Origin of the sequence: Streptomyces sp. NPDC047706 (assembly GCF_043204795.1) — a bacterium.
Taxonomy (GTDB): domain Bacteria; phylum Actinomycetota; class Actinomycetes; order Streptomycetales; family Streptomycetaceae; genus Streptomyces.
Genome location: NZ_JBIDCW010000030.1, coordinates 33,438 through 51,616, shown reverse-complemented (window position 1 = coordinate 51,616; position 18,179 = coordinate 33,438). Strand labels below are relative to the sequence as shown.

At 72.8% G+C, this 18,179-nt stretch carries 19 protein-coding genes, 1 tRNA gene and 1 pseudogene; 12 read left to right on the top strand and 9 right to left on the bottom strand.

The window, feature by feature from the left end:
* Positions 1-49 precede the first annotated feature (49 nt).
* Genes ACGF8A_RS29245 through ACGF8A_RS29235 form a run of 3 tightly spaced genes read right to left on the bottom strand, consistent with a single transcriptional unit; the run spans position 50 to position 1,642 of the window.
* Complete coding sequence (locus ACGF8A_RS29245) at positions 50-529, bottom strand: Dps family protein (RefSeq protein WP_393113209.1); 480 nt, start codon at positions 527-529, stop codon at positions 50-52.
* Entirely contained in the window at positions 526-789 is a 264-nt protein-coding gene (locus tag ACGF8A_RS29240; RefSeq protein ID WP_393113208.1) for a WhiB family transcriptional regulator, read from the bottom strand. The genes ACGF8A_RS29245 and ACGF8A_RS29240 overlap by 4 nt, the downstream gene beginning before the upstream one ends.
* Before the next feature lie 43 nt (positions 790-832).
* Positions 833-1,642: an alpha/beta hydrolase gene (locus ACGF8A_RS29235; protein WP_393113207.1), complete on the bottom strand. Its 810-nt coding sequence runs from the start codon at positions 1,640-1,642 to the stop codon at positions 833-835.
* A gap of 156 nt (positions 1,643-1,798) precedes the next feature.
* Here ACGF8A_RS29235 and ACGF8A_RS29230 point away from each other — a divergent pair, with 156 nt between their 5' ends.
* Positions 1,799-2,986: a thiolase family protein gene (locus ACGF8A_RS29230; protein WP_393113206.1), complete on the top strand. Its 1,188-nt coding sequence runs from the start codon at positions 1,799-1,801 to the stop codon at positions 2,984-2,986.
* Positions 2,987-3,501: 515 nt separating this feature from the next.
* Positions 3,502-4,278, top strand: coding sequence for a sulfite exporter TauE/SafE family protein (locus ACGF8A_RS29225; RefSeq protein WP_393113205.1), 777 nt, complete (start codon positions 3,502-3,504; stop codon positions 4,276-4,278).
* Here the strand turns inward: ACGF8A_RS29225 and ACGF8A_RS29220 are convergent, their stop codons facing one another.
* Complete coding sequence (locus ACGF8A_RS29220) at positions 4,279-5,085, bottom strand: HAD-IIA family hydrolase (protein ID WP_393113204.1); 807 nt, start codon at positions 5,083-5,085, stop codon at positions 4,279-4,281. It abuts the gene before it with no gap.
* Between the two features lie 109 nt (positions 5,086-5,194).
* On the opposite strand from ACGF8A_RS29220, the gene ACGF8A_RS29215 reads away from it, so the two are divergent.
* On the top strand, positions 5,195-5,560 hold the full coding sequence (locus ACGF8A_RS29215; protein WP_393113203.1) for a VOC family protein: 366 nt from the start codon (positions 5,195-5,197) through the stop codon (positions 5,558-5,560).
* A gap of 103 nt (positions 5,561-5,663) precedes the next feature.
* A complete protein-coding gene (locus tag ACGF8A_RS29210) occupies positions 5,664-6,398 on the top strand; it encodes a cobalt-precorrin-6A reductase (protein WP_393113202.1) in 735 nt (244 codons plus the stop codon).
* A 19-nt stretch (positions 6,399-6,417) separates the two neighbouring features.
* Here ACGF8A_RS29210 and ACGF8A_RS29205 read toward each other — a convergent pair whose 3' ends face one another.
* From ACGF8A_RS29205 to ACGF8A_RS29195, 3 genes are all read right to left on the bottom strand, one after another.
* Positions 6,418-7,431, bottom strand: coding sequence for a YbhN family protein (locus ACGF8A_RS29205; protein ID WP_393113201.1), 1,014 nt, complete (start codon positions 7,429-7,431; stop codon positions 6,418-6,420).
* Between the two features lie 222 nt (positions 7,432-7,653).
* A complete protein-coding gene (gene cobF, locus ACGF8A_RS29200) occupies positions 7,654-8,427 on the bottom strand; it encodes a precorrin-6A synthase (deacetylating) (protein WP_393113200.1) in 774 nt (257 codons plus the stop codon).
* A 78-nt stretch (positions 8,428-8,505) separates the two neighbouring features.
* Positions 8,506-9,021 carry a DUF309 domain-containing protein gene (locus ACGF8A_RS29195; protein WP_393113199.1) on the bottom strand — a complete coding sequence of 172 codons (516 nt, stop codon included), beginning with the start codon at positions 9,019-9,021 and terminating at the stop codon, positions 8,506-8,508.
* 100 nt (positions 9,022-9,121) lie between these two features.
* On the opposite strand from ACGF8A_RS29195, the gene ACGF8A_RS29190 reads away from it, so the two are divergent.
* Positions 9,122-9,195 (top strand) — tRNA-Pro (locus ACGF8A_RS29190).
* Between the two features lie 147 nt (positions 9,196-9,342).
* Entirely contained in the window at positions 9,343-10,008 is a 666-nt protein-coding gene (locus ACGF8A_RS29185; RefSeq protein WP_393113251.1) for an NUDIX domain-containing protein, read from the top strand.
* A 232-nt stretch (positions 10,009-10,240) separates the two neighbouring features.
* Here the strand turns inward: ACGF8A_RS29185 and ACGF8A_RS29180 are convergent.
* Positions 10,241-10,446 (bottom strand): annotated as a pseudogene (locus ACGF8A_RS29180) (hypothetical protein); the annotation flags it as partial.
* A gap of 163 nt (positions 10,447-10,609) precedes the next feature.
* Between ACGF8A_RS29180 and ACGF8A_RS29175 the strand changes: the two are divergent.
* Genes ACGF8A_RS29175 through ACGF8A_RS29160 form a run of 4 tightly spaced genes read left to right on the top strand, consistent with a single transcriptional unit; the run spans position 10,610 to position 14,541 of the window.
* A complete protein-coding gene (locus ACGF8A_RS29175; RefSeq protein ID WP_393113198.1) occupies positions 10,610-11,614 on the top strand; it encodes a sugar ABC transporter substrate-binding protein in 1,005 nt (334 codons plus the stop codon).
* A gap of 5 nt (positions 11,615-11,619) precedes the next feature.
* Positions 11,620-12,693, top strand: coding sequence for an ABC transporter permease (locus ACGF8A_RS29170; protein WP_393113197.1), 1,074 nt, complete (start codon positions 11,620-11,622; stop codon positions 12,691-12,693).
* Between the two features lie 5 nt (positions 12,694-12,698).
* Positions 12,699-13,631, top strand: coding sequence for an ATP-binding cassette domain-containing protein (locus tag ACGF8A_RS29165; RefSeq protein WP_393113196.1), 933 nt, complete (start codon positions 12,699-12,701; stop codon positions 13,629-13,631).
* A gap of 1 nt (position 13,632) precedes the next feature.
* Positions 13,633-14,541 (top strand): sugar phosphate isomerase/epimerase family protein, encoded by a 909-nt coding sequence (locus ACGF8A_RS29160; RefSeq protein ID WP_393113195.1) that lies wholly within the window; start codon positions 13,633-13,635, stop codon positions 14,539-14,541.
* 44 nt (positions 14,542-14,585) lie between these two features.
* Here the strand turns inward: ACGF8A_RS29160 and ACGF8A_RS29155 are convergent, their stop codons facing one another.
* Positions 14,586-15,539: a DUF3068 domain-containing protein gene (locus ACGF8A_RS29155; RefSeq protein ID WP_393113194.1), complete on the bottom strand. Its 954-nt coding sequence runs from the start codon at positions 15,537-15,539 to the stop codon at positions 14,586-14,588.
* A 154-nt stretch (positions 15,540-15,693) separates the two neighbouring features.
* Here ACGF8A_RS29155 and ACGF8A_RS29150 point away from each other — a divergent pair, with 154 nt between their 5' ends.
* Both ACGF8A_RS29150 and ACGF8A_RS29145 read left to right on the top strand, forming a co-directional pair.
* A complete protein-coding gene (locus ACGF8A_RS29150) occupies positions 15,694-16,623 on the top strand; it encodes a GNAT family N-acetyltransferase (protein ID WP_393113193.1) in 930 nt (309 codons plus the stop codon).
* A gap of 173 nt (positions 16,624-16,796) precedes the next feature.
* Entirely contained in the window at positions 16,797-18,179 is a 1,383-nt protein-coding gene (locus ACGF8A_RS29145) for a glutamate decarboxylase (RefSeq protein WP_393113192.1), read from the top strand.

The window sequence follows — 18,179 nt, the reverse complement described above, 5'->3', positions numbered from 1 at the left end:
CTGTACGGACTTCGTACGGCCCGGTGCCGTCCCGCGGTCAGTCGCGCGGTCAGTCGCGCGGGACGTTCTCCGCCTCGAACATCCACCGCTGCTTCTCCAGCTCCGCGGTGATGGAGATCAGCAGGTCCTGGGTGACCGGGTCCGGCTTCTCGGTCGCCTCGATCCGCGACCGCAGCCCGCCGATCGCCGCCTCCAGCGCCTCCACCATCGTCTGCACGACCTCGTCGTCACGCAGCCAGCCGTCCTTGGGGCCGGGCAGCGAGAAGCGGGTGGCGATGGTCTCCGGGCGGCCGTCGGGCGGGGTGCCCAGGGCCGCGGCGCGCTCCGCCACCGTGTCGGCGAAGCCACGGGCGGACGCGACCACCTCGTCGAGCTGGAGGTGGATCGAGCGGAACCGGGGTCCCACGATGTTCCAGTGCGCCTGCTTGCCGGTCAGTGACAGTCCGAGCAGGTCCACCAGGGTCTCCTGGAGCGCGTCGGTGGCGACCCGCCGGGAGTCGTCGGGAAGTGTGCTCCTCACGACGGTCATGGTGCGTTTCTCCCTCTCATGTCGTCCCTGGTCCTCGGTGTACGGAGCAGCTCGGCGCGTTCGTGCTCGCCGGTCCCGCCCCACACGCCCGACGTCTGCCCGCTGTTCAGCGCGTAATGCAGACACTGGCTGATCACCGTGCACCGGGCGCAGACGCGCTTGGCGGCCGCGATGTCCCTCAGCGCCGGTCCGGTCGTGCCCACGGGGAAGAACAACTCGGGGTCCTCGTCCACGCAGGCGGCTCGCCGCAACCACTCCATGCGGGCGCGGGTGCCCCGGCCGAACCGGTGCAAACGGCATGTCTCAGCCGGTGAGCACCTTGTCGAGAAAGCGGGTCATGTCCATGAGGACCTCGGCCTTGTTCGTCTCGTGGAAGACCTCGTGGCGGGCTCCCGGGTAGATCCGCTCGGTCAGGTCGCCCCCGCTCAGCCTCTCCACACCGGCCCGGCTCCCGGCGAGCGGCACCAGCCGGTCGTCGCCGCCGTGCAGCCACAGCACCGGCAGGCCGCCGACATCCCCGCCCCCGGCCACGGCCTGAAGGGTCCGGGCGAACGCCTCCAGGGTCGGGCGCTTCATCGGGCCGTGCCAGACCAGCGGGTCGGCGGCGTAGGCGGCCCCCACGGCGAGGTCGCGGGACAGCGCGGACGGGCTGACTGGCACCTCGGGGATCACGTCGTGGGCGAGCAGCCGGCCCGGTGTGTCCCAGGTGCCGATCACGGGACCGGACAGGACGAGCGCGGTCAGTGCGTCCCCGTGGCGCTGGGCGTGGCGGGCCGCGATCAGTCCGCCCATGGAGTGCCCGATCAGGACGAGCGGCAGGCCCGGGTACGCCGTCCTGGCCCGCTCGGCGACCGCGTGCAGGTCGGTGACGACCTCCTCGAAGTCCGCGATCAGCACCCGCTCGCCCCCGGACCTGCCGTGCCCCATGTGGTCCGGGCCGAACACGGCGGCCCCCCGCGCCAGCAGCGTCCCCGCGACCCCTTCGTACCGGCCGATGTGCTCGCCGTAGCCGTGCGAGACGAGGGCGAGGAAGGAGGGCCTGGGATGCGGCCACTCGCGTGCCGTGATCGTGCCCCGGGTGCCGGTCAGGACGTGCTCGCGGGTGTCGGTCATGGTGTCCCCTGCTGCGTCGGTGAAGGCTTCCGGGGATCCTCCCAGGGCGGAGCCCGGATGGCTTCCCAGGGCGGGCCCCGGAGAGCTATAGTCGAAAACTAGCAGTGCTAACTAACTCTCGGGGCTGGTGGTCCAGCTCCCGGTCAGGAGTCAGTCGTGCGTCCCGTCCACTTCGCGGCCGCCCGCCGCACCCCCATCGGCAAGCTGCGCGGAGCCCTCTCCCCGGTACGGCCCGACGACCTCGCCGCCGCGGTCGTCCGCGGGCTGGTCGCCGATGTGCCCGCCCTCGACCCGGCCCGCATCGACGACGTCTACTGGGGCGCCGCCAACCAGGCCGGCGAGGACAACCGCAACGTCGCCCGGATGGCCGCCCTGCTCGCCGGCCTCCCCGAGACAGTCCCGGGCGCCACCGTCAACCGACTGTGCGCCTCCGGCCTCGAAGCGATCACTCTCGCGGCCCGTACCGTCGCCGCGGGCGAGGCCGACATCGTGCTCGCGGGGGGCTCCGAGTCGATGAGCCGCGCCCCCTTCGTACTGCCCCGCCCCGACGAGGCGCTGCCGCACCGTATCGAGACCGCCGACACCCGCCTGGGCTGGCGGCTGGTCAACCCGGCGATGAAGGAACTGCACGGCCTGCTGTCCATGGGGGAGACCGCGGAGGAGGTCGCCGAGCGCTACGGCGTCCCGCGGGAGCGCCAGGACGAGTTCGCGCTGCGCAGCCACCGGCTGGCCGCCGACGCCCGCAAGAACGGCCACTTCGACGACGAACTCCTGCCGGTGCGGCGCCCCGACGGCGTGGTGGTCGACAGCGACGAATGCGTCCGTGAGGACACGTCGTACGACAAGCTCGCCCGGCTCAGGCCCGTCTTCCGCGAGGGCGGCACGGTGACCGCGGGCAACGCGTCCCCCATGAACGACGGGGCGGCGGGAGTCCTGCTGGTCAGCGAGGAGGCGCTGAACGACCTGGGGCTGGAGTCCATGGGCCGGTACGTCGCGGGTGCCTCGGCCGGCGTCCATCCGGACGTGATGGGCATCGGCCCGGTCCCGGCCACGCAGAAGGTGCTGGGGCGCGCCGGCTGGAGCGTCGGCGACATCGAGGAGGCCGAGTTCAACGAGGCGTTCGCGGCCCAGGCCCTGGCCTGCGTCGACCGGCTCGGCATCGACCCCGGCCTGGTCAACCCGACCGGCGGCGCGATCGCCCTGGGCCACCCGCTCGGCTGCTCCGGCGCCCGCATCCTGACCACCCTGCTGCACCGCATGCGGCGCACGGGCGCGGGGCGGGGACTGGCCACGATGTGCGTGGGTGTGGGACAGGGGAGCGCGGTGCTGGTGGAGCGGCACTAGCGGCGGTGCGGCAGCGGCCGGAGCCCGGACCCGGACCCGGACCCGGAGCCCGACCCGGAGCCCGACCCGGAGCCGGACCCGGACCCGGAGCCGGAGCCGGACCCGGAGCCGGAGCCGGAGCCCGACCCGGAGCCCGACCCGGAGCCGGACCCGGAGCCCGGAGCCGGACCCGGACCCGGAGCCCGACCCGGAGCCCGACCCGGAGCCCGGAGCCGGAGCCGGAGCCGGACCCGGAGCCCGGAGCCGGAGCCCGACCCGGAGCCCGGAGCCCGAGCCGGAGCCGTGGTCAGGAAGACGGCGCAGTCGCGCATGGCCCACCCTCGGCCTCGCCGAACCCCGGCATCGCCCAGGTCACCGTGATCGGTCTGCCCGACGACCTGCGGAGGTGGTCGAGCGGGAGCCGCGGGCGGGCTTCACGCGGTAGCCGCGGCGAGGGAGGCACGAGCCGCGCAGGGGCCACCTGGCGAGACGCTCCTTACGGCGACCAGATGCATGGGCATAGCATCGGTGTCCGCATGGACACGATGACACTCTGGCACATCACCGGCTGGGAGTTCGCCGCCCTCGCCTTCGCCGCGCTCCTGGTCGGCTTCTCGAAGACGGCCGTGAGCGGGGCCAACACGGTCAGCCTCGCCGTGTTCGCGGCCGTGCTGCCGGCCCGCGCCTCCACCGGGGTGCTGCTGCCGGTGCTCATCGCCGGCGACGTGCTCGCGGTCCTCACCTACCGGCGCCACGCCCACTGGCCCACGCTGTGGCGGCTGTTCCCGGCGGTCGGTGCGGGCGTCGTGTTCGGCACGCTGTTCCTGGTGTGGGCCGACGACGGGGTCGTGCGGACCTCGATCGGGGCGATCCTGCTGCTGATGGCGGGCGTGACGATCCGGCGCCGCAGGTCCGGGCAGGCGGCGGAGGCGGAGCCGGACTCGGTGACCGGCGGGCCGGGCCGGATCAAGGCCCGCTCCTACGGCGTCCTCGGTGGCTTCACCACGATGGTCGCCAACGCGGGTGGCCCGGTGATGTCGATGTACCTGCTGTCGGCGGGCTTCCGGAAGCTGGGCTTCCTGGGCACCTCCGCGTTCTTCTTCCTGATCGTCAACGTGTCCAAGGTGCCCTTCAGCGTGGGCCTCGGGCTGATCGACGGGCGGTCGCTGCTGCTGGACGCGGCGCTCGTGGCGTTCGTGGTGCCCGGCGCGCTCCTCGGCAAATGGGCCGTGAACCGGATCGACCAGCGGCTGTTCGAGCAGCTGGTGATCGCGGCTACGGTGGTCGGCGGCCTGCAATTGCTGCTGCGCTAGCTAGCGCCGCCCCTCCAGCCCCAGCAGCGACGGGAGGCCGGCGAACGAGTCGATCACGTGATCGGGCGTGCCGTCGGCCGCCCGGTGCGTCTCCGGCAGATACTTCCCGGTCCTCACGAGCACCCCCGTGACCCCGGCCCGCTGTGCCGCGAGGACGTCGGACTCGATGTCGTCGCCCACCATCACGGCGTCGCCCGCCCGCACGCCGAGCCTGCCCAGCGCGGCCTCGAAGAACGCGGCCGACGGCTTCCCGGTCACCACGGCCTCGGCACGGGCCGCCCGCTCCAGCCCGGCCAGGAACGCCCCGGTGTCGAGCTGAAGGCCGTCCCGCGTACGCCAGTACAGGTTGCGGTGCATGGCCACGAGCCGCGCCCCGCGCTGCAGGTGCCCGAACGCCCGGTTGAGCGCCGGATACGTGAACTCGGGCCCGGCGCCACCGACGACCACGACATCGGCCGCCTCGTCCCCGGCGTCCGCGTCGGCGGACACCAGGCGCACGCCCCGCAGGTCCTCCCCGATGTCCCCGCTGTTCAGCAGCAGGCACCGCGCCCCCGGGAAGTGCGCGGTGAGATACGCGGCGGTCACCGCCGGTGCGGTCAGGATGTCGTCCGGCGTCACCGGAAAGCCGGCCTCCGCGAGCGTCCCGGCGAGGGACGCGCGCGTGCGGGACGTCGTGTTGGTCACCAGGGCGACCGGCAGCCCGGCGTCGCGGATCGCCCGCAGCGCATCCACCGCACCGGGCAGGGGCCGCCACGAGACGGTGAGAACGCCGTCGATGTCGATGAGCACGGCACGCACCTGGTCCATGCCTGGACGATAGCCATTCGGGTGCGCCGGGCGGGGTCCCGGCCGATGATGGGGAGGTGCTGTGGGCCGGTCGGCCGCACCGCGCGACGCCCGCGAGGGGAGACACGTGATGGCAGGCGAACCGTCCTTCTTCGAGATCGGCGTGGCCGACCCCGAGCGCGGTCGCGCCTTCTACGGAGCCCTCTTCGGCTGGAACCTCGAAGCCGGGCCGGGCGGAGACGGGTTCACCATAGGCACCGGCGGGCTGCCGGGCGGCATGCACGGCGGCGGCGAGAACGCGTCCCCGTACCTCTTCTTCCGGGTCGACGACATGGACGCCGCGATGGTCAGGGTGCGGGAACTCGGCGGCAGCGTCGAGGACATCGGTGAGGGGGGTCAGGAGGACCCGGACTCCGTCGCACGGTTCGGACGCTTCACCCTGTGCCGCGACGATCAGGGCTCGCCCTTCGGCCTGCACCAGCCGCCGTGGGCGTGACCGGGCGAACGCCGCCGCGGGCATGACCGGGCGGGCGAACTCGCTCCCGCCCCGCACCTGGCCGGCCGGAAGGCCCCCCGCCGCGCCTCGTACCCTCGACGCCATGCCCCGTCACGTCCTGCTCCTCGGCGGCACCACCGAGGCCCGCGAACTCGCCGCCGTGCTGGCCACCCGCACCGACGTGCGGGTCACCACGTCACTGGCGGGGCGGGTGTCGCGGCCGGGGGCGGTCGACGGAGCGGTGCGCACCGGCGGGTTCGGCGGCGCCGAGGGACTGGCCGGGTGGCTGCGCGCGCACGAGGTCGCGGCCGTCGTCGACGCCACGCATCCCTTCGCCGCGGCGATCACCGCGCACACGGTCCTGGCCGCCGCCCTGGCCGGCGTCCCGGCCGTCGTGCTGCGCCGTCCCGGCTGGCGGCCGGCGCCCGGGGACGACTGGCACCCGGTCGCCTCCCTGGGCGCGGCCGCGGAGCTGGTGCCGCGGCTCGGCCGCCGGGTGTTCCTCACCACCGGCCGCCTGGGCCTCGCCGCCTTCGCCCCTCTCACGGAGCCGCACTTCGTCGTTCGGTCCGTGGAGCCGCCCGAGCCGCCGATGCCGCCGCACACCGAACTGGTCCTGGCCCGAGGTCCGTTCACCGTCGCCGGAGAGGCGGCACTGCTGCGGGAGCACCGCATCGACGTGATCGTCACCAAGGACAGCGGGGGAGCGGCGACGGCCGCCAAACTCACGGCGGCCCGTGACCTCGGCGTCCCCGTCGTCGTCGTACGGCGTCCACCGCTGCCGCAGGGCGCGGCGGCCGTACCGGACGTGCCGGGCGTCCTGGCGTGGCTCGGATGAGGCCGGGGCCTGCCCCGACTCAGAGGATCTTGCGGTGCACCAACGCCGACAGCACCAGCGCTCCCGGCAGCAGCGGCACCCACACCGTGAGCACGCGGTAGGCGATCACGGTCGCCGTCGCCAGGCCCACCGGTGCCCCGAACGCGGCCATGGTGAAGACCACCGCCGCGTCCACCGGCCCGATGCCGCCGGGCGCGGGTACGGCGCCGACCGCCGTGCTGGCGATGAGCAGGGCGAAGACGACCTGCGCCCAGGACAGCTGAAGCCCGAGGGAGAAGCCGACGGTGGCGATCACGCTGCCCTGGAGCAGCGGCGTGGCGGCCGCGCCGCCCCAGAGGGCGAGGACGCGGCTGGGCCGGGTGTGCAGCAGGCGGGCGTCGGTCAGGGCGGTGCGCAGGAAGCAGACGGCCTGGCGGCGCAGGACGGGGACGACGGCCAGCAGGCAACCGGCCACCACGCCGGCGACGCCCACGCCGGCGGCGACCAGCAGCAGGGTGCTGTCGTCGGGGACGAGTTCGCCGAGGTGCAGCATGCCGGGGAGGGCCACCAGGAAGACGATCAGTACGGCCGTCTTCGCCACCGGCTTGACCAGTGAGTACAGGGCGAGGGAGGCGGTGCCGCGGGCCAGGGGTATGCCCTGGCCCTGGAGGAAGCGCAGGGTCACCGCGTGCGCGCCGATGCTGGCGGGCAGTACGTGGTTGGCGGCGCCGGCGGCGAACTGCGAGGCGATCAGCAGCCCCGGCGGCAGCCGCTCGGGCACGGCGCCCTGCCGTGTCAGCGCGGCGGCCGGCCAGCCGAGGCAGGTCAAGACCAGGGCGGCGAGCAGCCAGCCGGTGTCGGCGGCGGCCAGCCGAGCGGCGCCGTCACGCACGGAGGGCCAGTCGACGACGGCCCAGCCCCCGATGAGCAGCAGCGGCAGCGCGGTGAGGCCGTGCCGGGTGAGACGGGAGAGGCGTGCGGCGGAGGGCGAGCGGACGGGGGCGGCGGTGGCGAGCGCGCTGGGGAGAGCGGCGGCCGGCGGAACCAGGGTCACGGCGTACGTCGTCCTTCCGCATCGCGCCCGGAAGGAGCGGGGCGGACGGATGCAAGGCGAGAGAAGGTGGGGACGGCCGAAACGTGCCCGCCCGGCATGACGCTCCGGTGTCCAGCAGCCGAAGTGGCGCCAGCGGGCAGCGCAAGAAACCGGCGGTGACGGCGCCGTGCCACTCGCCGGTTCCCTCCGCGGCGTGGCCGGCCCGGGTGCCGCCGGCGGGCCCTAGCGGTCCTTGGGGTTCCTGCGCAGCAGATACGTGTCCATGATCCAGCCCTTGCGCTCCCGCGCCTCGGCACGCAGCCGCTCGATGCGGGGCGCCGCCTCGGCGATGGGGCCCGAGGCGAGGACCTCGTCCGGCGTGCCGATGTAGGCCCCCCAGTAGATGTCGATGTCCTGGTCGGCGTACCGCCGGAAGACCTGGTGGGCGTCGAGCATCACGACCACGTCGTCCACGCCCTCGGGGAAGCCCTCGGCGAGCCGCCGGCCGGTGGTGATCTGCACCGGCCGGGCGACCCGGTTCAGCCCCGTGCGATGCCGGGCGACCAGCGCCGAGACGCTGCTGATGCCCGGCACGACGTCGTACTCGAAGTCCACCGTGCCGCGCCCGAGGACCTCCTGCAGGATCCCGAGCGTGCTGTCGTACAGCGCGGGGTCGCCCCAGACCAGGAAGGCGCCGGTCTCTCCTTCGTCCAGTTCCTCGGCGATCAGCCGCTCGTAGATGCCGGCGCGGGCGCTGCGCCAGTCTCCGACGGCCGGTGAGTACGCCGCGCCGCCCGCGCTCCGGTCCCGGTCCGGGTCACGCGCCTCGACCAGGCGATACGTCCGCTCCGGCAGGTGCGTGTCGAGCATCTGTCTGCGCAGCCTGGTGAGGTCGGCCTTCACCTCGCCCTTGTCGAGCAGGAAGAACACGTCCGTGCTCCGCAACGCCCGGACCGCCTGCAGGGTCAGCTGGTCGGGGTCGCCCGCGCCGATACCGATGACATGAATTCTTCGCACGCGCCGAGTCTGCCCCACGCCGGCGGCAGCGGTCCCACCGCCTCGTTCATGACGGCCCGGACCGCGTCCTCACGTCCCTCACACGCCCCGCAGACCCGGCGCGCGCGCCGCCGCCTCCACCACGCTCCCGCGCTCCACGTCGCCCGCCAGGGCGCGCGCCCACTCCGCCAGACCCGGCAGATCGAGGTCGTACGGCCGCTTCCGTCCCGTCCGCGCCGCCCACTCCTCGATCGCGCCCGCCCCGCGGCGCAGCAGCCGGGCCCCGCCCGTCGTGTTGCCGCGGGCCGCGTGGGTGAGACCGACCGCCAGTTGGGCGAGGCCGCGCCACAGGGCGCGTTCCTCGTCGGGACCCGACTTCCAGGCGTCCTCGAAGACCTCGTGCGCGTGGAAGGGCTTGCCCGCGTCCAGCAGGGCCTGTGCCTCGGCGACCGTCTCCACGGGCGCCCGTACGACCCCCTCGGGCTGCCGTGCCACGCCCTGGGCGTCGTACGGCAGGGGCCGTCCGAGCCCGTCGCGTGGCCGTGCGTTGCGGGCGCGGCCCTCGCTGTCGCGGTCCCGTGCGCCGGTCCGCCGTCCTTCCGGTGTACTGGCCATACGTTGATTGTGCCGCCCGGGGTCCCGCTTCGGCGCGCCCGGGGGCGTGGGGTAAAGTACCCAGCGCGCGCTCACGCGGTTGTTCCGCGACGAGGCGCATCGGGACGTGGCGCAGCTTGGTAGCGCACTTGACTGGGGGTCAAGGGGTCGCAGGTTCAAATCCTGTCGTCCCGACGGTTCGGCGAGGGGCCATCGTTTCGGTGGCCCCTTTTCCATGGGTTCGCGGGGCCAGGATGGTACAAGCGGGAGCATGAGCGACGAATTCATCTCCTTCCGTTCCCTCTCCCTGTGTTCGATCTCCTTCTGTCCGGGCGGTGCGCGATGACCGCGGGTGTCGACACCCCGGACCGCCGCGGCCGCACCGGGCTCGACCGGACCGGCCGCGATCTGTCCGGCAACCCGCGCGTGAAGGTGCGGGACGTGAAACTGCTCTCCAGCCACTGGTACGTGGAGCGGACCACCACCTTCGACTTCCGGCACGCCGACGGCACCTGGAGCACCCAGGAGCGCGAGACGCACGACCGCGGCAACGGCGCCACGATGCTGCTGTACGACGCCGCCCGCGAGACCGTGCTGCTCACCCGCCAGTTCCGCTTCCCGGTGTATGTGAACGGGCACCCCGACGGCATGCTGATCGAGACGCCCGGCGGGCTGCTGGACGACGGTGACGAGCACCCGGAGGAGGCCGTGCGGCGTGAGGTGACCGAGGAGACCGGGCACACCATCGACGCCGTCCAGCACGTCTTCGACATCTACATGAGCCCCGGCTCGGTCACCGAGCGCGTCAGCTTCTACGCCGCCGCATACGGGCCGGCGACCCGCACCCACGCGGGCGGCGGGCTCGGCGAGGAGGGTGAGGACATCGAGATCCTCGAACTGCCCTTCCGCAGGGCCCTGGAGATGATCCGCACCGGCGAGATCGCCGACGCCAAGACGATCATGCTGCTGCAATGGGCCGCGCTCGAAGGGCCGTTCGCCAAGCGGTAGCCGGTACTTCCTCGACTCGAAGTGCGCTGCAGCCCGAAGACTCCCGTTCGTGCCCCGGACAACCGGGAGCGAACGGGAGGGATCACCGTGAAGTACCGCACCCCAGGCACCGATCCGCAGCACCGCCCCGAGGTGAGCTGGAGCTGGCGGTGGATCAGCGGGTCCGGCTGGACGCGACGCACTGACGTCGGGGCCGTACCGGGAGCTGGAAGTCGAAGGCGTGCCGGGGCGCGCCCCGGCGGCGGACCAGCAGGCCCTTGTCGGCCGGCGACTGGATGGCCTGGCGGACCGTGGGCCGGTGCAGGCCGGTGCAGGCCGGTGCAGGCCGGTGCAGGCCGGTGCAGGCCGGTGCAGGCCGAGGCGGACCGACAGGTCGATCTCGTTGCCCAGCTGGTCCCCCGGGGTGAGGCGGCCGCTCTCGACGGCTGCCTCCGGTTGCCAGTCATGGCGTCCCTCCCGGCCCGCACGAACAGTTTGTTCTTACATTAGGACCTGCTCGTGAAATGATGTCTTAACAAAGTATTGACAGTGGGCGCGCCAGGGACTTTGATCCCGTCCCAACAACAGCCTTTCCCCCATCGCACAGTGAGGTGCAGGAAAGATGGACCGCTCTCGCAGAATCACTTCCGCCCTGGCCGTGGCAGCGGCGGCGGCCCTGGCCCTGGCCGGCTGCTCCAGCAGTTCCGGCGGCAAGAAGGCCGAGGAGGGAGCGGACGGCGCCTCGGCGGGTAAGGCCGGTACGCCCCGGATGACGGTCGCCCTGGTCACCCACCAGGCGCCGGGCGACACCTTCTGGGACATCGTGCGCAAGGGCGCCGAGGCCGCCGCCGCCAAGGACAACATCAAGCTCGTCTACTCCGCCGACCCCAACGCCGGCAACCAGGCCAACCTGGTCCAGAACGCCATCGACCAGAAGGTAGACGGCATCGCCGTCACCCTCGCCAAGCCGGACGCCCTCAAGGGAGTCCTCGCCAAGGCCGAACAGGCCGGGATCCCGGTCGTCGGCCTCAACTCCGGGGTGAGCGACTGGAAGGAGCTCGGCCTGATGGAGTTCTTCGGGCAGGACGAGAACGTGGCCGGCGAGGCACTGGGCAAGCGGCTCAACGAGGAAGGCGCGAAAAGGGCCGTCTGTGTGATCCAGGAGCAGGGCAACGTCGGTCTCACGCAGCGCTGCGACGGGGTGAGGAAGACGTTCGAGGGCACTACCGAGACCCTCAACGTCAACGGCACCGACATGCCCTCCGTGAAGTCGACGATCACCGCCAAGCTCAAGCAGGACAGCGCCATCGACTACGTCGTGGCCCTCGGAGCCCCGTTCGCGATGACCGCGGTGCAGTCGGTGTCCGAGGCGGGCAGCCAGGCCGAGGTCGCCACCTTCGACCTCAACAAGGACCTGACCGGGGCCATCGAGCGCGGCGACATCCAGTTCGCCGTCGACCAGCAGCCCTACCTCCAGGGGTACCTGGCGATCGACGGGCTGTGGCTCTACAAGAACAACGGCAACTACAGCGGTGGCGGTGAGCAGCCCGTGCTGACCGGCCCGGCGTTCGTCGACAGGTCCAACGTCGAGCGGGTCTCCGCGTTCGCCGCGAAGGGGACCCGGTGAGGGGCATGACCGGGCAGGCCGTGCCGGCGGTGAGCGCACCGCCGGACCCGGGCGCCGGGCCGCCGGCCGAAGGACGCACCCGGGAGCGGCCCCTGGCGCTGAGACTGCTCGCCCGGCCCGAGGTCGGCGTCTTCCTCGGCGCGGTCGCCGTGTTCGTCTTCTTCCTGATCGCCGCGCCCTCGCTCCGCCAGGGCGGCTCGATGGCCACGGTCCTCTACCAGGCGTCCACCATCGGCATCATGGCGCTGCCCGTGGCCCTGCTGATGATCGGCGGTGAGTTCGACCTGTCGGCCGGCGTCGCCGTGGTCACCTCGGCGCTCACCGCGGCCATGCTGAGCTATCAACTGACCCTGAACGTCTGGACGGGCGTGGTCGTCGCGCTCGTGGTGTCGGTCGGCGTCGGCGCGTTCAACGGCTGGGTCCTGGTGAAGACGGGGTTGCCGAGTTTCCTGGTCACCCTCGGCACCTTCCTGATCCTGCAGGGCGTGAACCTCGCCGTCACCAAGACGGTCACCGGCAACGTCGCCACCGACGACATCAGCAGCATGGACGGCTTCGAGCAGGCCAGGGCGCTGTTCGCCTCGTCCTTCGACGTCGGGGGCGTCCAGGTGAAGATCACCGTGGTGTGGTGGCTCGTGTTCGCGGCCCTGGCCACCTGGGTGCTGCTGCGCACCAAGTACGGCAACTGGATCTTCGCCGTCGGAGGGAACAGGGAGAGCGCCCGGGCGGTCGGTGTCCCGGTGACCTTCACCAAGATCACGCTGTTCATGCTGGTCGGCTTCGGCGCCTGGTTCGTCGGCATGCACCAGCTGTTCTCCTTCAACACCGTGCAGTCCGGCGAGGGCGTCGGGCAGGAGCTGATCTACATCGCCGCGGCCGTGATCGGCGGCTGTCTGCTGACCGGCGGCCACGGCTCGGCCATCGGGCCGGTCTTCGGCGCGTTCATGTTCGGCATGGTCCAGCAGGGCATCGTCTACGCCGGGTGGAACCCCGACTGGTTCAAGGCCTTCCTGGGTGTGATGCTGCTCGGTGCCGTCCTCATCAATCTGTGGGTGCAGCGCACCGCGACCCGGAGGTGACCGCCATGACCACCACCCACGGAGCGGCGACCCAGGACGCCACGCGCCAGTGCGCCGGGGCCCTCGTCGCACTGCGCGGCGCCGGCAAGTCCTACGGAAACATCCGCGCCCTGCACGGCGTCGACCTCGCCGTCCACCCCGGCCAGGTGACCTGCGTCCTCGGCGACAACGGCGCCGGCAAGTCCACCCTCATCAAGATCATCTCCGGGCTGCACCGGCACACCGAGGGCGAGTTCCTCGTGGACGGCGAGCCGGTGCGCTTCTCGACCCCGCGCGAGGCCCTCGACAAGGGCATCGCCGCGGTCTACCAGGACCTCGCGACGGTCCCGCTGATGCCTGTCTGGCGCAACTTCTTCCTCGGCTCCGAGCTCACCAAGGGGCCCTGGCCACTGCGCCGCCTCGACATCGCCCGCATGAAGCGGACCGCCGACGAGGAACTGCGCCACATGGGCATCGTCCTCGACGACCTGGAACAGCCCATCGGCACGCTCTCCGGCGGCCAGCGCCAGTGCGTGGCCATCGCGCGCGCCGTCCACTTCGGAGCCCGCGTCCTCATCCTGGACGAGCCGACGGCGGCCCTGGGCGTCAAGCAGTCCGGTGTCGTGCTGAAGTACATCGCCGCCGCCCGCGACCGTGGCCTCGGCGTCATCTTCATCACCCACAATCCCCACCACGCCTACATGGTCGGCGACCACTTCAGCGTGCTGCGCCTCGGCACCCTCGAACTGAGCGCCGAGCGCAGCGAGGTGAGCCTGGAGGAGCTGACCAACCACATGGCCGGCGGCGCGGAACTCGCCGCCCTCAGGCACGAGCTGTCACAGGTGCGGGGCGTCGAGGTGGAGGAGCTTCCCGAGGCGGAGGACCCCGCCGGGCCGCCCTCCAAGGACTCTCCCGCGCCCGCCGCCTCTCCGGCCGCCACTTCCGAAGGGACCACCTGACATGGCCGACACCCCCGCTCTCGACCGCATCCGGGTCGGCTCGGCCCCGGACTCCTGGGGCGTATGGTTCCCCGACGACCCCCGGCAGGTGCCCTGGGCCCGCTTCCTGGACGAGGTCTCGGAAGCCGGCTACTCCTGGATCGAGCTGGGCCCCTACGGCTATCTGCCGACCGACCCGGCCCGGCTCACCGACGAGGTGGACAGGCGCGGCCTGAAGGTCTCGGCCGGCACCGTCTTCACCGGCCTGCACCGCGGCCCGTCCGTCTGGGACGCCACCTGGGCGCACGTCAGCCAGGTCGCCGCCCTCACCCAGGCGATGGGCGCCGGGCACCTCGTGGTCATCCCGTCGTTCTGGCGCGACGACAGGACCGCCGAGATCCTGGAGCCGCCGGAGCTGACGGGTGAGCAGTGGGCGCACCTGACCAAGGGCATGGAGCGCCTCGGGCACGAGGTCAGGGAGAGGTTCGGCCTCGACATCGTCGTGCACCCGCACGCCGACACCCACATCGACACCGAGGACCACGTCGAGCGCTTCCTCGACTCCACCGACTCCGAGCTGGTCCAGCTCTGCCTGGACACCGGCCACTACGCCTACTGCGGCGGCGACAGCGTCAAGCTCGTCGAGACGTACGGCGAGCGCATCGGCTATCTGCATCTCAAGCAGGTCGACCCGGAGATCCTCGCCGACGTCGTCGCGAACGAGGTGCCGTTCGGGCCGGCCGTGCAGCGCGGGGTGATGTGCGAACCGCCGTCCGGTGTGCCGGAGCTGGGCCCGGTCCTGGTGGCCGCCCAGGGGCTGGGCGTGGACCTGTTCGCGATCGTCGAGCAGGACATGTACCCCTGCGAGCCCGACAAGCCGCTGCCGATCGCGGTCCGCACCCGCAAGTTCCTGCGGTCCTGCGGAGCCTGACGGCCCGCCGGGGCGGTCCGTGGGGCGGTCCGTAGGGGGGCGGCTCACCGCTCGTCCGCGGGCCGCCTCCGGCCCCGTACCACCAGCACCCCGCCCACGGCGGCGAGCACGAACCCGGCGGCGGCCGCGCCGATCGGGACCGTCCTGCCGACCGCGCGCAGCTGTGCCCCGTCCGCCTTCGCCTTGTCGACCGCGAACTCCTGCGTGGCAGGCGTGTGGCTGAGCTTCTCCACGTCCAGCAGGACCACGGCGTCCTTCTCGGCGCCGGGGGCGCGCAGCGTCTGGCGGGGGCCCAGCTGGGCGAACAGGACACGGCCCGTCGGCTGGTCGACGACCAGCTTGATGCCGTGGTTGGAGTACCACTCCTCCGCGAACACCTGCGAGGCGCCGGGCCGCCCGACGAGGGCTCCCGGGACCTGACGGGTGCCGATCCTCGTCGGCGGGACGGTGCCCGTGAAGACGTATCCCCGGTGGCCGCGGACCTTCTCGGTGCCCCGGTAGGAGAGGGTGACCGCCGAGCCGAGCTGGCTGTCCCACCAGCGGTACGCGCGCTTTTGCACGTCGAAGGGGAACTTCAGGTAGGCCTCGCCCTCGTGGTACGGCTGCTCCTGGCAGCAGTGGGCGGGCCGGTTGCTCCGGCGATCGGTGACCCAGCGGGCGGTCGAGAAGTCCAGCGCGTCGTGCGGGTCGGGGGCGGGCAGCGACTTCTCGGTGTCGACCGTGGTCACCACGTCCCACACCGCGCGGCCGCTGCGTTCGCTGTCGCCGACGTCCCCGCGCACCCGCTGGGTGACGGTGACGGGCCGGTCGTGGACCGTCTCGGTCCCGGCGACGTCGAAATAGCTGCCCGTGCCCTTGTAGACGGCGGTCACGTCTATGTCGACCGGGGTCACGGCCGCGCGTGGCTTGACGTACCACGCGAGCATCGGCGCGAGGACGAGCAGGAAGACACCCAGGCCCAGCAGGACCAGGGAGAAGGGCGAGGCGCTACGGCGCATCCGGCACTCCAGGGCTTGGCTGCCCCGGGACCGTAGGCCCTGGCGCCGCGCCGCGTCTACGCACCGGGGTGACAAACCGCTTGCGGACACCGCGCATGGGCACGCCAAAATGGCGCACACCCCGCGCACGCCCCACGCCCATCCCGGAGGCCCCGTGATCCACCGCACCCTGGCCGAGTCGGACCTCGACCGTGTCCTCGCGTTGCTGCCCGCCGGCCAGGCCGGCGTCTGGGCCGACGCGGACCTGTTCCGGGAGCGGCTCGCCGGGGGCGAGTACCGGCCGGAGTGGACGTGGGTCGCGGAGGAGGCGGGTGAGCTGCACGCCGTGGCGGTGTGGTGGGGCAACCCCGGTGACGAGCGGCCCGGAGCGCTCGACACGCTGAACGCCGTGTCCACCGCCCGTACGGAGGTCGCCGCGGGCCTCCTCGCCAGGGCCCACGCGGCCTTCGAGGGGACCGCGCCGGAGTTCCACATCCTGCTGCCCGCCGACTGGCGGGAGCGGCCGGACGTCGTCGCCGCGCTCGGCTGGCGGCAGGAGGCGGCCCGGCGCGCTGGACTCACCACGGCGGTGGAACGCCTGCGCTACGAGTGGACCCGCGACCGCGGTGTCCCCGCGCCGCCCCGCCGGCTGCGCTTTCGCCCCGAGCCCGACGACGAGGTCTTCGCCGGGCTGTTCCGCCGGGTGCTCGACGGCACGCTCGACGCCGCGTCCCGTGCCGAGGCCGCGGCGGTGGGCCCGGACGCCCAGGCGCGCGCCGACGTGGCCTTCTACCGTGACGTGATGCCCGGCGAGCGCTCCTGGTGGCGGGTGGCCGAGGACGCCGACGGCCGCACGGCGGGTTTCGCCCTGCCCTCCCGCAACACCGGCTCGCACGTCGTCGGCTACCTGGGCGTCCTGCCCGAGCAGCGCGGTCACGGCTACGTCGACGACCTGCTCGCCGAGATCACCCGCATCCTCGCGGAGGAGGCGGGCGCGGACGTCGTGCGGGCCGACACCGACCTCACCAACCGCCCGATGGCGGCCGCCTTCGACCGCCTCGGGTACCGCAACTTCGCCCGCCGGATGGTGCTGTCGGCGCCCTGAGGGCGGGCCGGGTGCCCGTCGTCCGGGTGCGCTCGGCGGGCGCGGGCGCGGGCCGTGTGCGAGATTGCCGACTGAGGGAGGCCGGGCGCGAGTCGCTGTCCCTCACCTGTGCCGATCGGGTACCCGCCCGGCCCCGCCCGCCGTGACGTCCCACCGACCGGGGGTTCGACCCGATGGCCCTGCACAAGACCAGCCGCCCGGCATCGGGCCCCGAAGACGACGTGTACGCCCTGCCCATCAGCGAGCGCGCGCTGCCGAAGTACCGGATGCCCGAGGACGTGTCCGAGGCCCGCGCCGTCCGGGCCCTGATCCACGACGAGCTGAGCCTGGACGGCAACGCCTCGCAGAACCTGGCGACCTTCTGCACCACGTGGGCGGAGCCGGAGGTGCACCAGCTCATGGACGAGTGCCTCGGCAAGAACATGGTCGACAAGGACGAGTACCCGCAGACCGCCGCGATCGAGAACCGCTGCGTCCACATGCTCGCCGACCTGTGGAACGCCCCGGACGGCGCCACCACCGTCGGCTGCTCCACCACCGGCTCCAGCGAGGCCGGCATGCTCGGCGGACTCGCCCTGAAGTGGCGCTGGCGCGAACGCCGCCGCGCCGAGGGCAGGCCCACCGACCGCCCCAACCTGGTCGTCGGGCCGGTCCAGGTGTGCTGGGAGAAGTTCGCCCGCTACTTCGACGTGGAGCTGCGCCAGGTCCCGCTGGAGAGGGACGCGCTGGGGCTGCGCGCGCACCAGCTGCGGGAGTACGTCGACGAGAACACCATCGGCGTGGTGGCCATCCTCGGCGTCACCTACACCTGCGTGTACGAGCCGGTCGCCGAGATCGCCGCCGAACTCGACCGGATCCAGGCGGACACCGGCCTCGACGTCCCGGTGCACGTCGACGCGGCCGGCGGCGGCTTCGTCGCCCCGTTCCTCCAGCCCGATCTGGCCTGGGACTTCCGCTTGCCCCGCGTGGCCTCCATCAACGTCTCGGGGCACAAGTACGGCATGGCCCCGCTCGGCGTCGGCTGGGTGGTCTGGCGCTCGCCCGAACTGCTCCCCGAGGACCTGGTCTTCCGCGTCGCCTACCTCGGCGGTGACATGCCCACCTTCGCCCTGAACTTCTCCCGTCCCGGCGGCGAGGTGATCGCCCAGTACTACAACATGCTGCGGCTCGGCCGCGCGGGCTACACAAGGGTGCACGGCGCCTGCGCCGCCACCGCCCGGATGCTGGCCGAAGAGGTCGCCGGCATGGGCCCCTTCACCGTCCTCCACGACGGCCAGGGCGCTCTTCCGGCGGTGACCTGGACGCTGAGCGAACCCGGCACGGCCCCTTTCACGCTGTACGACCTCACCGACCAGCTGCGCCGCCGTGGCTGGCAGGTCCCGGCGTACCCCCTCGCCCTCGGCCGGGAGGACACCGTCGTGCAGCGCGTGCTGGTCCGGCACGGGACCAGCTACGACAAGATCGCACTCCTCGCGAACGACCTGCGCACCGCAGTCGGGGTCCTCGGCGGGGGACCGGCCGCCCATGTGTCGCCGCAGCCGGGGTTCCACCACTGA